The sequence below is a fragment of the Erwinia sp. PME.40.26/001 genome (genome assembly GCF_055556675.1).
Window position 1 is genome coordinate 21,851 of sequence record NZ_JBVHNP010000017.1, and the last position, 13,741, is coordinate 35,591.

Sequence of the window (13,741 nt, forward strand, 5' to 3'; positions counted from 1 at the left end):
GCAGATGCGAGTTATTACTCGTCTTCCAGCTCGATGTTGATACCCAGCGAGCGGATCTCTTTCAACAGTACGTTGAAAGATTCCGGCATGCCCGGTTCCATCTGATGGTTGCCGTCAACGATGTTTTTATACATCTTGGTACGGCCGTTAACGTCATCAGACTTCACGGTCAGCATTTCCTGCAGGGTATACGCGGCACCGTATGCTTCCAGTGCCCACACTTCCATCTCACCGAAGCGCTGACCACCGAACTGCGCCTTACCACCCAGCGGCTGCTGAGTAACGAGGCTGTAAGAACCGGTAGAACGCGCATGCATTTTGTCATCAACCAGGTGGTTCAGCTTCAGCATGTACATGTAGCCAACGGTAACCTGACGTTCGAACTGCTCACCGGTACGACCATCAAACAGGGTGATCTGGCCAGAAGAAGGCAGGCCGCCGAGCTGTAACAGCTCTTTGATTTCGCTCTCTTTCGCGCCGTCAAACACTGGTGTTGCAATTGGCATACCTTTTTTCAGGTTCTCTGCCAGACGCAGCACTTCGTCATCGGTGAAGGTGTTCAGGTCAACTTTCTGACGCAGATCGCTGCCCAGATCGTAAGCACGCTGAATGAATTCACGCAGCTTGGACACTTCTTCCTGCTTCTTAAGCATAGCGTTGATTTTCTCGCCAATGCCTTTCGCAGCCATACCCAGGTGGGTTTCAAGAATCTGACCAATGTTCATACGTGATGGAACGCCCAGCGGGTTCAGTACGATGTCGACCGGCGTACCGAACTCATCGTATGGCATATCTTCGATCGGGTTGATCTTGGAGATTACACCTTTGTTCCCGTGACGACCGGCCATTTTGTCACCAGGCTGGATCTGACGTTTAACGGCCAGATACACTTTCACGATTTTCAGCACGCCAGGTGCCAGGTCATCGCCCTGAGTGATTTTACGGCGCTTGGCTTCGAGTTTTTTCTCAAACTCGTGCTTCAGCTCGTCGTACTGCTCGGCCAGCTGTTCCAGCTGATTTTGCTTCTCTTCGTCAGTCAGGCCCAGTTCCAGCCAGCGCTCACGTGGCAGCTTCTCCAGTTTTTCCGCTTCAACACCGCCAGCAACCAGCAGGTAGTTAATACGGCTGAACAAGCCGGCTTCGAGGATCTGCAATTCTTCAGACAGGTCTTTCTTCGCCTGCTTCAGCTGCATCTCTTCGATTTCCAGCGCACGCTTATCTTTTTCTACGCCATCGCGAGTAAAGACCTGAACGTCGATGATTGTCCCTGACACACCGTTTGGTACGCGAAGGGAAGAGTCTTTCACATCAGACGCTTTTTCACCGAAGATCGCACGCAGCAGTTTCTCTTCTGGCGTCAGCTGGGTTTCACCTTTAGGCGTCACCTTACCAACCAGAATATCACCGCCGGTCACTTCCGCACCGATATACACGATACCGGACTCATCCAGTTTAGAGAGCGCAGCTTCACCCACGTTAGGGATGTCAGCGGTGATCTCTTCTGGCCCCAGCTTGGTGTCACGAGACACACACGCCAGTTCCTGAATGTGGATAGTGGTGAAGCGATCTTCCTGGACAACACGCTCGGAGACCAGAATGGAGTCTTCGAAGTTGTAGCCGTTCCACGGCATGAACGCGACGCGCATGTTCTGACCCAGTGCCAGTTCGCCGAGGTCTGTTGAAGGACCATCAGCCAGCACATCACCACGTTCAATAGGCTCACCCAGGTTCACGCAAGGCATCTGGTTGATGCAGGTGTTCTGGTTAGAACGGGTATATTTGGTCAGGTTGTAAATGTCGATACCGGCTTCGCCCGGATACATTTCGTCTTCGTTAACTTTGATAACGATACGGGATGCATCCACGTACTGAACGGTACCACCACGTTTCGCTACGGCAGTAACACCGGAGTCAACCGCAACCGCGCGTTCCATACCGGTACCTACCAGCGGCTTATCAGCACGCAGAGTAGGAACCGCCTGACGTTGCATGTTTGCACCCATCAATGCGCGGTTGGCGTCATCGTGCTCCAGGAACGGGATCAGTGACGCACCGACGGAAACCACCTGCTGGGTGGAAACGTCCATGTAGTCAACCTGATCGCGGTTGAAGAGGCTCGATTCGCCTTTGCTACGGCAGGTGACCAAGTCGTCTACGAAGTGACCTTCGTCGTCGAGATTGGTGTTTGCCTGAGCGATAACGTAGTTACCCTCTTCAATAGCAGAGAGGTAATGAATTTCGTCGGTCACCACGCCTTCGCGAACGCGACGGTATGGGGTTTCCAGGAAACCGTACTCATTGGTCTGTGCATACACAGACAAGGAGTTGATCAGACCGATGTTTGGACCTTCCGGCGTTTCGATTGGACATACGCGACCGTAGTGCGTCGGGTGTACGTCTCGAACTTCGAAGCCTGCACGCTCACGCGTCAGACCGCCCGGGCCCAGTGCAGAGATACGACGCTTATGCGTGATCTCAGACAGCGGGTTGTTCTGGTCCATAAACTGTGAAAGCTGGCTGGAGCCGAAGAACTCTTTCACTGCCGCAGAAATTGGCTTGGCGTTGATCATGTCCTGTGGCATCAGGGTATCCAGATCGCCCAGGGACAGACGCTCTTTCACCGCACGCTCTACGCGTACCAGGCCAACACGGAACTGGTTTTCAGCCATTTCGCCGACGGAACGGATACGACGGTTGCCGAGGTGGTCGATATCATCCACTTCGCCAATACCGTTACGGATACCGATGAGCTTCTTCATCACCTGAATGATGTCGTCTTTGCTCAGGATACCGGAACCTTCGATCTCGTCGCGCAGCAGAGAACGGTTGAACTTCATACGACCAACCGCAGACAGATCGTAGCGGTCTTCAGAGAAGAACAGGTTCTCGAACAGGTTTTCAGCCGCTTCACGCGTTGGTGGCTCACCAGGACGCATCATGCGGTAGATCTCAACCAGCGCGCTCAGGCGATCGCTGGTTGGGTCGACACGTACCGTCTCAGACATGTACGCACCGTGATCCAGATCGTTGGTGAACAGGGTTTCAATGCGCTTGTGACCGGACTGGCTGAGTTTAGCCAGCAGATCCAGTGACAGTTCCATGTTCGCTGCGATCAGCAGTTCGCCGGTGCTCTCATCAACGTAGTCTTTAGCGACCACTTTACCGGCAATATACTCAACCGGCACTTCGATGTGGGCAACAGCATCTTTCTCAAGCTGGCGAATATGGCGCGCAGTAATACGGCGGCCTTTTTCGACGTAAACGGTGCCGTTCGCTTCAATATCAAATGAAGCAGTCTCACCACGCAGGCGCTCAGGAATAAGCTCCATCTGCAGCTTGTTGTCGCGAATCTGGTAAACCACTTTATCGAAGAACAGGTCAAGGATCTGTTCAGTGGTGTAATTCAACGCGCGCAGAATGATGGTCGCTGGCAGTTTACGGCGACGGTCAATACGGACGAACAGGTTGTCTTTCGGGTCAAACTCGAAGTCCAGCCATGAACCACGGTAAGGGATGATACGTGCGTTATACAGCACTTTACCGGACGAGTGGGTTTTACCCTTATCGCTGTCGAAGAAGACACCAGGACTACGGTGGAGCTGAGAAACGATAACGCGCTCAGTACCGTTGATAACAAAGGTACCGTTATCCGTCATGAGCGGAATTTCGCCCATGTAAACTTCTTGTTCTTTGATGTCTTTAACGGTGCCTTCCGGCGCTTCGCGCTCGTAGATCACCAGGCGCAGTTTTACGCGCAGAGGAGCAGAATACGTGACGCCACGAATCTGACACTCTTTCACATCAAAGACGGGTTCGCCTAAACGGTAGCTGACGTACTGCAGCTCAGAATTACCGCTATAGCTTTGGATTGGAAATACGGAGCGGAATGCTGCTTCCAGACCATATTGACCTTCCGGATCTTGCTCGATGAACTTCTGGAACGAGTCAAGCTGGATAGAAAGGAGATATGGAATGTCCAGAACTTGTGGACGCTTTCCAAAATCCTTACGAATACGTTTTTTCTCGGTATAGGAGTAAACCATAGGGTTCCTCAGCTCGCTGAAATGTAGAACCTCGCTGTCCATCCAGGAGGACAGTTCATGCAACGCTGTTTTTGTGTTGTGCGAAAAACAGAGGTTTTTCGTAATACCTCTTTCTATCACGCTTAAATCATTTCGTTGCCGGTGTCTGAGCAGGGAACCCAGTCAGGAAGGCAGTATATTAAGTCGTCGATAGAGAAAGATATTAAGCTAATCAATGACTAAACAGTGTGAAATATCATTGATGCTGTAGAGCGCAAAAAGGCTGGTGACCAAAAAGTCACCAGCCATCAGCCTAAAAGACTAGGCTGCAACCTGAAAGGTTGGCTTATTTAACTTCAACTTCTGCGCCAGCTTCTTCCAGTGCTTTCTTCAGTGCTTCTGCGTCGTCTTTGCTGATGCCTTCTTTCAGGGCAGCAGGTGCAGACTCAACCAGATCTTTAGCTTCTTTCAGGCCCAGACCAGTTGCGCCACGTACTGCTTTGATTACGGCAACTTTGTTAGCGCCGATAGCTTTCAGTACAACGTCGAACTCGGTTTTTTCTTCTACAGCTTCAGCAGCAGCAGCAGGACCTGCAACAGCAGCAGCAGCTGACACGCCGAATTTCTCTTCCATAGCGGAGATCAGTTCAACGATTTCCATTACAGACAGGGCTGCAACGCCTTCAATGATTTGGTCTTTAGTGATTGACATTTCGTGTTCCTAAATTCAGAAAGTAATTTTGTACGTTAGCAAATGAACGGATAAGAAGAGCATTGCAGCTATTAAGCAGCAGTTGCTTCTTTCTGATCGCGTACTGCAGCCAGAGTGCGAACCAGTTTGCCAGCAGAGGCTTCTTTCATGGTTGCCATCAGGCGTGCGATTGCTTCATCGTAAGTAGGCAGAGTTGCCAGGCGGTCGATCTGAGCCGCACTGATCAGCTCGCCTTCAAAGGCCGCAGCTTTAACCTCAAATTTTGCATTCGCTTTCGCGAAATCTTTGAACAGACGAGCAGCAGCGCCCGGGTGTTCCATAGAGTATGCAATCAAGGTAGGACCGGTTAACGTGTCTTTCAGGCACTCAAACTGAGTACCTTCAACGACGCGACGCAGCAGGGTGTTACGAACAACACGCATGTATACGCCAGCTGCACGTCCTGCTTTACGCAGTTCGGTCATTTTGTCTACGGTAACGCCACGAGAATCCGCAACTACCGCAGACAGCGCGCCTTTGGCTACTTCGCTGACTTCAGCAACAATCGCTTGTTTGTCTTGAAGATTTAAGGCCATTAGCTTGTGCTCCTGGATTTTTGGCCGGGGATGGATTTCCCCGGAACTCACTTCACCTGAACGGTGTTACCACCGACAGGCGCTGAAACACGGTGAGCAGAATCCAGCAAAGACTATAAAAAATATTCTTTTGGTTCTGTCACCGTCTACGCAGGAGATTAAGTTTCTTACGAAACACCTGCGGTCTTGGACGGAGGCCTGGATAAGGCCAGGCTCCAACCTAAAAAAGGGTCTAACGCGTCATTGATGTATCGGTCGCAAGAATGACGCGATTAGAGGCTTTGTATATTTACAAAGCAACGGGCGTAAGATTCTAGATGAATTTTTCGCCCGCGTAAAGCACAGATTAGCTTGCAGCAGCGTTCAGGCCAGCCTGATCAACTGCAACGCCTGCGCCCATAGTGGTGGACAGGCTAACTTTCTTGATGAAAACACCTTTCGCCTGAGAAGGTTTGGCTTTTTTCAGCGCAACCAGCAGGGATTCCAGGTTTTCTTTCAGTTTATCTGTGTCGAAATCAACCTTACCGATAGTGGTATGGATGATACCGTTTTTGTCGTTACGATAACGAACCTGACCTGCTTTAGCGTTTTTCACTGCTTCAGCAACGTTAGGGGTTACAGTACCCACTTTCGGGTTTGGCATCAGACCGCGTGGGCCCAGAACCTGGCCCAGCTGGCCAACAACGCGCATTGCATCTGGAGATGCGATAACAACGTCGAAGTTCATTTCGCCTTTTTTGATCTGGTCAGCCAGATCTTCCATACCTACCAGTTCAGCGCCGGCTGCTTTAGCAGCTTCAGCGTTTGCGCCCTGGGCAAATACGGCAACGCGAACAGAACGGCCAGTACCGTGTGGCAGTACAGTTGCACCGCGAACGTTCTGGTCAGATTTACGAGCATCAATGCCCAGGTTCACCGCTACGTCAACGCTTTCTACGAACTTAGCAGTCGCCAGTTCCTTCAGCAGAGCAACAGCTTCGTTGATGTCATACTGTTTAGTTGAATCAACTTTGTCACGGATCACGCGCATGCGCTTGGTCAGCTTAGCCATTTCTTAGTCCTCTACTACCAGGCCCATGGAACGAGCAGTACCTTCGATGGAGCGAGTCATCGCTTCCAGGTCAGCACCAGTCATGTCCGCAGCTTTGGTTTCTGCGATTTCACGTACCTGAGCACGCGATACTTTACCTACTTTGTCTTTGTTCGGCTTGCCAGAACCAGACTTAATACCAGCCGCTTTCTTCAGCAGTACTGCTGCAGGAGGGGTCTTGGTAACGAAGGTGAAAGAACGGTCAGAGTAAACGGTGATCACAACTGGCGTTGGAAGACCTTTCTCCAGGGATTCTGTTTTGGCGTTAAACGCTTTACAGAATTCCATGATGTTAACGCCCTGCTGGCCCAGTGCCGGACCAACCGGTGGACTTGGGTTCGCCATACCAGCTGCAACCTGCAACTTAACGTAGGCTTGTACTTTCTTAGCCATGATAATTCCTCTATTGGGTGATAGCGCTCCTGGAGGAGCTCCCCGTGATTAATATTCACACGCTGAAAGAACAGCGTATAAAAACAAAAGGCGCGAAATTGTAGTGCAATTTCGCGCCTCTCGCAACCACTAGATGACAGTGATCGTCTCTTTTTTATGCGCCCCGCATCGACACCGGGGCGGCTTCAAAAAGGGTGGTTACCCTTTTTCAACCTGACCGAAGTCCAGTTCAACCGGTGTTGCACGGCCAAAGATGGACACAGACACTTTCAGGCGGCTTTTTTCGTAGTCGACTTCTTCCACCACGCCGTTGAAGTCAGCAAATGGACCATCGCTTACGCGCACCATTTCGCCAGGCTCAAACATGGTTTTCGGACGAGGCTTGTCACCAGCCTGCTGCAGGCGGTTCATGATCGCGTCAACTTCTTTGTCGCTGATCGGCGCCGGGCGGTCAGACGTCCCGCCGATGAAGCCCATAACACGTGGCACGCTACGCACCAGGTGCCAGCTGGCATCGTTCATCACCATCTGGACCAGCACGTAGCCTGGGAAGAACTTGCGCTCGCTCTTACGACGCTGACCGCCACGGATCTCAACCACTTCTTCGGTTGGAACCATGACATCGCCAAACAGCTCTTCCATGTTATGTAACTTGATGTGCTCGCGCAGCGACTGTGCTACACGGCCTTCAAAACCGGAAAACGCCTGAACGACGTACCAGCGCTTTTTTGGAGCTTCAGACATCTCAGAACCTCAGGCCAGTGATAAACGATACCAGACGAACCAGAATTCCATCCAGTCCCCACAAAATCAGTGACATCACGGCAGTGACCGCGGCAACGATTAACGTGGTGTGCAACGTTTCCTGACGAGTCGGCCAGATGACCTTACGAACTTCAGTGCGCGCTTCACGGGCGAATGCCACCGTTGCTTTACCTTTAGTGGTCAGCAGGGCAATGCCGGCTGCTGCTGCCATCAGGACCACGACGGCGAGAGCACGCAGAGGCAATGTGACATCGCGATAATAGGAGTTACCGGCGACAGCGGCGACCAGAAGCACCACCACACCTAACCACTTCAATATTTCCAGGCCGCGCCCGTTTCCTTGAGCTTCGGTATTAGCACTCATAAACCAACCTGCCACAATAAATCAGAAACACTTTTGCCGCGTCAGACGAGGCAACCGAACCGAATGATGCTGTTAGGCGTAACTCGGCATATCCTTTAATTCCAAGCCGTAGCTTGAAAACTATTGGCTTAAACGCCGTGCTACAGAGCCTGCCTCAGCAATGATTATGGTCGAAAAAATCACTGATGAGTCAGGTTCTATGTTACAGCGCGCAAAAAGGGCATCAAATGATGCCCTTTTCATGTGCATTGCGTCAAATATTATCAGCGATTAAGCGATAACTTTAGCAACAACACCAGCACCAACGGTACGACCACCTTCACGGATTGCGAAACGCAGACCGTCGTCCATCGCGATTGGGTGGATCAGGGTAACAACCATCTGAATGTTGTCACCAGGCATCACCATCTCAACGCCTTCTGGCAGTTCGATGGTACCGGTCACGTCAGTTGTACGGAAGTAGAACTGTGGGCGGTAGCCTTTGAAGAACGGAGTATGACGGCCGCCTTCATCTTTAGACAGAATATAAACTTCTGACTCGAACTTGGTGTGTGGCTTGATTGAGCCTGGCTTAGCCAGTACCTGGCCACGCTGGATATCTTCACGCTTGATGCCGCGCAGCAGGATACCACAGTTCTCACCCGCACGGCCTTCGTCCAGCAGCTTACGGAACATTTCAACACCGGTACAGGTTGATTTCACGGTATCTTTGATACCAACGATCTCAACTTCTTCACCGACTTTAACGATACCGCGCTCTACACGACCGGTCACAACAGTACCACGGCCGGAGATAGAGAAGACGTCTTCGATTGGCAGCAGGAATGGCTTATCAATCGCACGCTCTGGCTCTGGGATGTAGTTATCCAGGTGACCAGCCAGCTCGATGATTTTGGCTTCCCACTCTGCGTCACCCTGCAGGGCTTTCAGTGCAGAACCACGAACAACCGGGATGTCGTCGCCAGGGAAATCGTAAGCAGACAGCAGCTCACGCACTTCCATTTCAACCAGCTCCAGCAGCTCTTCGTCGTCAACCATGTCGCATTTGTTCATGAATACGATCATGAACGGAACGCCAACCTGGCGACCCAGCAGGATGTGCTCACGGGTCTGAGGCATTGGGCCGTCAGTCGCAGCAACAACCAGGATAGCGCCGTCCATCTGAGCAGCACCGGTGATCATGTTTTTCACATAGTCGGCGTGGCCTGGGCAGTCAACGTGCGCGTAGTGGCGAGTTGGGGTGTCGTATTCAACGTGAGACGTGTTGATGGTGATACCACGTGCTTTTTCTTCTGGCGCGTTGTCGATCTGATCGAACGCACGAGCAGAGCCACCGTAGGTTTTAGCCAGAACGGTAGTAATAGCAGCAGTCAGGGTAGTTTTGCCGTGGTCAACGTGGCCGATAGTACCAACGTTGACGTGCGGTTTGGAACGTTCAAATTTTTCTTTAGACATCGCTTGTCCCTCTAAGACACGGATTAATCGGTGATATCACCACATCAACCAGGCATTGCCTGAATCGTTGAATTTTAATGCACAGAGAAGAAGCAGGGAGGGAGATTTTGAAAGTGGTGCTGATACCCAGAGTCGAACTGGGGACCTCACCCTTACCAAGGGTGCGCTCTACCAACTGAGCCATATCAGCACGGCTTGGAGCGGGCAGCGGGAATCGAACCCGCATCATCAGCTTGGAAGGCTGAGGTAATAGCCATTATACGATGCCCGCATCCTGGAACTCGGCTACCTGTTCTGTCTGTAGCTTGTGAACAACTCAGAAAAAGCTTTCTTCGTTGCTCTAGTCAACACGCGTTTGCCTGATGACCCTGACTGTGCTTGAGCTCAGTCTGAAATCGTGATGAACAACCTTGTGGTGGTTGCCATCTTTTCCGGTCGAGTGATTTATTTCTCTGCCGGTTTCAACTCCTGACTGCTGAGTCGAAATGGTGGTGGGGGAAGGATTCGAACCTTCGAAGTCGATGACGGCAGATTTACAGTCTGCTCCCTTTGGCCGCTCGGGAACCCCACCTGGGGTACTTTGTTACTTGATGGTGCCGGCTACCGGAATCGAACTGGTGACCTACTGATTACAAGTCAGTTGCTCTACCAACTGAGCTAAGCCGGCATCAAGTGGTGCGCATTCTAGGAAGACCTGAGGCATGATGCAACAAAAATATTGCGATAATTGTTCTTATGCTCACTATTTGTGCAATTCTTCGCAAATTAGCGCTTTTACATACAATCTTCGTTCAAAGAAGCATCAACACTCTGCGTTTTACAGGGTGCGCTAATCTGCACCCTGCCCGCGTCTTATTATGTAATATCACTCGTATGCACAAAAAAAACACGACAAGGTTATGTTTCTGTCCTGGACGTGTCGACAGGAAAGAAGCACCTATAAACAACAGTTAAAAATATCATTAATGCGGGTGCGGTTACGTTTGCATGGGCTAACTATCATTTTTCCTTCTTATTCATGCCCGTCTGGTGGTAACCTCCGACCATTGTTTTTGAAATTTCCCTTAGTATCTAAGCCTGACAACAACCGGAACCTGTTGATACAAAATGGCTGGCCTAGTGAAGGGCAAAAATTGCTGGCAGAAGCACGCTTATGAGCAAAAAAGACGCCTTGTTAACCACACCCTATCTGCATTTCAACCGGACCCAATGGGCCGCGCTGCGTGATTCGGTACCGATGACGCTTTCTGAAGACGAAATTGCCCGTCTGGAGGGCATTAATGACGATCTCTCAATGGAAGAGGTGGCAGAAATTTATTTGCCGTTGTCACGTCTGCTGAATTTCTATATCAGCTCTAACTTGCGACGTCAGGCCGTCCTTGAGCAGTTTCTCGGTACCAATGGTCAGAAGATCCCCTATATCATTAGCATTGCCGGCAGCGTAGCCGTCGGCAAAAGTACTACAGCGCGCGTATTACAGGCGCTGTTGAGCCGCTGGCCTGAACATCGCAAAGTCGAGCTCATCACCACTGACGGCTTCCTGCATCCCAATGCGGTGCTGAAAGAACGTGGGCTGATGAAGAAGAAGGGTTTCCCTCTCTCCTACGATATGCATCGTCTGGTTAACTTCGTTTCCGATCTGAAGTCTGGCGCAGCCCAGGTAACGGCTCCGGTCTATTCACATCTGATTTACGATGTTATTCCTGACGGCGATAAAGTCGTCCAGCAGCCGGATATCCTCATTCTGGAGGGGTTGAACGTCCTGCAGAGTGGAATGGACTATCCCCACGATCCCCATCATGTTTTCGTGTCAGATTTCGTGGATTTTTCGATCTATGTGGACGCCCCGGAAGAGTTACTGGAGCGCTGGTATATTAATCGTTTTCTGAAATTCCGGCAGGGAGCCTTCACCGACCCGGACTCCTACTTCCATCACTATGCGCAACTGCCTGAAGAAGAGGCGGTGGGAATAGCAACCCAGCTATGGAAGGAAATTAACTATATGAATTTGAAAGAAAACATTATGCCAACGCGAGAGCGTGCCAGTCTGATCATGACCAAGAGCAGCGATCATGCCGTTGATCTTGTCAGATTAAGAAAGTAGCAAAAAAGGGGCGATGCCCCTTTTTTTAATGCTGTGGCCGTAACGAAATTTCCCCGCCTACCCAGGATTTCCTCACGCCATCCTGCTCCAGAATTAACCCGCCCTGTGGATCAATTCCCCTGGCGATACCGGTGATTTCACGATCGCCAATCAGCAGTTTTACCGGCCGGTCGATAAAGTTGTCTAACCGCGCCCAACGCTCAATAAACGGAGCCAGACCATCCTGTTCAAACTGCGTCAGTGCGGCTCTCATTTTATTCACGATCAACGCTGAAAGCGCGTTACGATCGACAGTGACATCTGCCTCCTGGAGGTTAATCCAGCCCTGATTAATCACCCCGGCTCCTGTGGCACGCATCGCAAGATTTATTCCTGCCCCGATCACGATCTGCGCAGCATCGCCTGCTTTCCCGGTCAGTTCAACGAGAATACCGGCAAGTTTGCGATCGTCAAGATAGATGTCGTTTGGCCACTTCACTCTGATCCCGGGTGCGCCCTGCGCCTGCAGTGCCTCAGCCAGCACGATACCGATCACCAGACTCAGGCCCATGGCAGCAGCAGGTCCTTGCTCAAGACGCCAGTACATCGACAGATAGAGGTTTGCACCAAAGGGGGAAAACCACTGACGCCCGCGTCTTCCACGCCCTGCCTGCTGATATTCCGCAACGCAGGCATCCCCTGACTGCAGGCTGTCCATGCGATCGAGCAAATACTGATTGGTGGAGTCGATGACCGGAATAACCGCCAGCCTGCCTGCCTCCAGCTTTGCATTGATTGCCTCTTCATTCAGCAACTGCATCGGGGAAGCGAGGCTGTATCCTTTGCCTGTCACGGTAAAAACATCGATTCCCCACTCTTTCAGCGTCTGAACATGCTTATTAATCGCCGCCCTGCTCATTCCCAGATGCTCACCCAGGTGTTCACCTGAATGAAATTCACCATCTGCCAGAATACTGATCAGTTTCAGGGGTACGGTGTTATCTTTCATGCAATCACCTTAACGGCGTCAGTTTCACCCTGCGCCGCAATAAAGCGCACTTCCGGCTCCAGCCAGACCGTAAATTTCTCTGCCACACGCTGACGAACGACACGGGCGAGCTCCACAATGTCCTGGCCGCTGGCATTCTCTGCGTTAATCAGCACCAGAGCCTGCTGCTGGTGAACCGCTGCACCACCGTGACGGAAGCCTTTCAAAGAGCATTGATCGATTAACCAGCCGGCGGCCAGCTTCACGTCACCCTTTTCCTGTGGATAGTGAGGAATATCAGGATAACGCGCCTGGAGATGGGCAGCCGTTTCAGCGCTGACCAGCGGGTTTTTGAAGAAGCTCCCCGCATTTCCGGTCACTTCAGGATCAGGAAGTTTACTGCGGCGCATCGCGCAGACCGCATCGAACACCTGCCGGGGAGTGACCGTTAACGGATCCAGATTTCTCAGATCGCCGTAGCTGAGGACTGGTTTCCAGTTTTTTCGCAGGTGCAGACCTACCGCGACGATCGCATAACCCTCACGGTAGTGATGCTTGAAGATGCTGTCCCGATAGCCAAACTGGCACTCTGCAGCCGTCAGACGCTGGACGGTGCCATCGCAAAGGCGGACAACATCGACATAGTGACACACCTGTTCCAGTTCAACGCCATAGGCACCTATATTTTGAATGGGTGCCGAACCTGTACACCCCGGGATCAAAGCAAGGTTTTCCAGCCCTGCCAGATTCTGCTCCAGCAGCGTTTCAACCAGCTGATGCCAGTTTTCTCCCGCCCCCACATGCACCAGCCAGGCATCCTCCGCCTCTTCAACGCTGATACCTTTAATGCGATTGATGATCACCTGCCCTGCAAAATCCTCAAGAAACAGCACGTTACTGCCTTCACCCAGCAATAATACGGGCTCTTTCTGGCGAGCACTTTCCTGCCAGCACTGGCAAAGATCCTCTATGGTTTTCACCACGCTAATGTGGCGGGCACGGGCGTCGAGACTGAAGGTATTCCAGGGTTTTAACGATTCTTGCTGGCGGGACATAATACGGCCTTCACAGAGTAAACTGTCAGCTAGTGTAACCGATTAGCCGCAGCGCGTTGAGGGTTTTCTGGGCGCAGCTCGCGCCCTTAATCGGCGATGAAACGCCAAAAACCTGCTAATTTCACGTTGAATTTAACTTGAAACAACACGCATCGGGAGGTCGGACGGTGTTTCGGGGGAACATTAAGGCAGAGGATTGGGATCGATCGGGGATTACCCGCTTAAAACGCAAAAAACCC

The 13,741-nt window shown here is 51.5% G+C and carries 11 protein-coding genes and 4 tRNA genes; 1 reads left to right on the forward strand and 14 read right to left on the reverse strand.

Going from position 1 to position 13,741, the window contains the following annotated elements:
• Window positions 1–14: 14 nt before the first annotated feature.
• The 12 genes from rpoB to ACZ3HG_RS22860 form a co-directional block, all read right to left on the reverse strand.
• Window positions 15–4,043: a DNA-directed RNA polymerase subunit beta gene (gene rpoB, locus ACZ3HG_RS22805; RefSeq protein WP_062749156.1), complete on the reverse strand. Its 4,029-nt coding sequence runs from the start codon at window positions 4,041–4,043 to the stop codon at window positions 15–17.
• Window positions 4,044–4,368: 325 nt separating this feature from the next.
• Window positions 4,369–4,734, reverse strand: coding sequence for a 50S ribosomal protein L7/L12 (gene rplL, locus ACZ3HG_RS22810; RefSeq protein WP_048914311.1), 366 nt, complete (start codon window positions 4,732–4,734; stop codon window positions 4,369–4,371).
• Window positions 4,735–4,805: 71 nt separating this feature from the next.
• The gene (rplJ, locus tag ACZ3HG_RS22815; protein ID WP_062749159.1) at window positions 4,806–5,309 is read right to left on the reverse strand and encodes a 50S ribosomal protein L10; all 504 of its coding nucleotides are present in this window, start codon (window positions 5,307–5,309) and stop codon (window positions 4,806–4,808) included.
• Between the two features lie 346 nt (window positions 5,310–5,655).
• Window positions 5,656–6,360 (reverse strand): 50S ribosomal protein L1, encoded by a 705-nt coding sequence (gene rplA, locus ACZ3HG_RS22820; RefSeq protein ID WP_191935697.1) that lies wholly within the window; start codon window positions 6,358–6,360, stop codon window positions 5,656–5,658.
• Between the two features lie 3 nt (window positions 6,361–6,363).
• Window positions 6,364–6,792, reverse strand: coding sequence for a 50S ribosomal protein L11 (gene rplK, locus ACZ3HG_RS22825; RefSeq protein WP_062749165.1), 429 nt, complete (start codon window positions 6,790–6,792; stop codon window positions 6,364–6,366).
• Between the two features lie 198 nt (window positions 6,793–6,990).
• Window positions 6,991–7,536 carry a transcription termination/antitermination protein NusG gene (nusG, locus tag ACZ3HG_RS22830; RefSeq protein WP_062749168.1) on the reverse strand — a complete coding sequence of 182 codons (546 nt, stop codon included), beginning with the start codon at window positions 7,534–7,536 and terminating at the stop codon, window positions 6,991–6,993.
• 1 nt (window position 7,537) lies between these two features.
• Window positions 7,538–7,921, reverse strand: coding sequence for a preprotein translocase subunit SecE (secE, locus tag ACZ3HG_RS22835; RefSeq protein WP_062749170.1), 384 nt, complete (start codon window positions 7,919–7,921; stop codon window positions 7,538–7,540).
• A 270-nt stretch (window positions 7,922–8,191) separates the two neighbouring features.
• Complete coding sequence (gene tuf / locus ACZ3HG_RS22840) at window positions 8,192–9,376, reverse strand: elongation factor Tu (RefSeq protein ID WP_118664988.1); 1,185 nt, start codon at window positions 9,374–9,376, stop codon at window positions 8,192–8,194.
• Window positions 9,377–9,490: 114 nt separating this feature from the next.
• Window positions 9,491–9,566, reverse strand: a tRNA-Thr gene (locus ACZ3HG_RS22845).
• A gap of 6 nt (window positions 9,567–9,572) precedes the next feature.
• Window positions 9,573–9,647: transfer RNA gene (locus tag ACZ3HG_RS22850), tRNA-Gly, on the reverse strand.
• Between the two features lie 215 nt (window positions 9,648–9,862).
• Window positions 9,863–9,947 (reverse strand) — tRNA-Tyr (locus ACZ3HG_RS22855).
• Window positions 9,948–9,967: 20 nt separating this feature from the next.
• Window positions 9,968–10,043 (reverse strand) — tRNA-Thr (locus ACZ3HG_RS22860).
• A 486-nt stretch (window positions 10,044–10,529) separates the two neighbouring features.
• On the opposite strand from ACZ3HG_RS22860, the gene coaA reads away from it, so the two are divergent.
• Window positions 10,530–11,480: a type I pantothenate kinase gene (gene coaA, locus ACZ3HG_RS22865; protein ID WP_062749625.1), complete on the forward strand. Its 951-nt coding sequence runs from the start codon at window positions 10,530–10,532 to the stop codon at window positions 11,478–11,480.
• Window positions 11,481–11,505: 25 nt separating this feature from the next.
• Here coaA and birA read toward each other — a convergent pair whose 3' ends face one another.
• Both birA and murB read right to left on the reverse strand, forming a co-directional pair.
• Window positions 11,506–12,468: a bifunctional biotin--[acetyl-CoA-carboxylase] ligase/biotin operon repressor BirA gene (gene birA, locus ACZ3HG_RS22870; protein WP_465334578.1), complete on the reverse strand. Its 963-nt coding sequence runs from the start codon at window positions 12,466–12,468 to the stop codon at window positions 11,506–11,508.
• A complete protein-coding gene (murB, locus tag ACZ3HG_RS22875; RefSeq protein WP_465334580.1) occupies window positions 12,465–13,502 on the reverse strand; it encodes a UDP-N-acetylmuramate dehydrogenase in 1,038 nt (345 codons plus the stop codon). The genes birA and murB overlap by 4 nt, the downstream gene beginning before the upstream one ends.
• Between the last annotated feature and the right edge of the window lie 239 nt (window positions 13,503–13,741).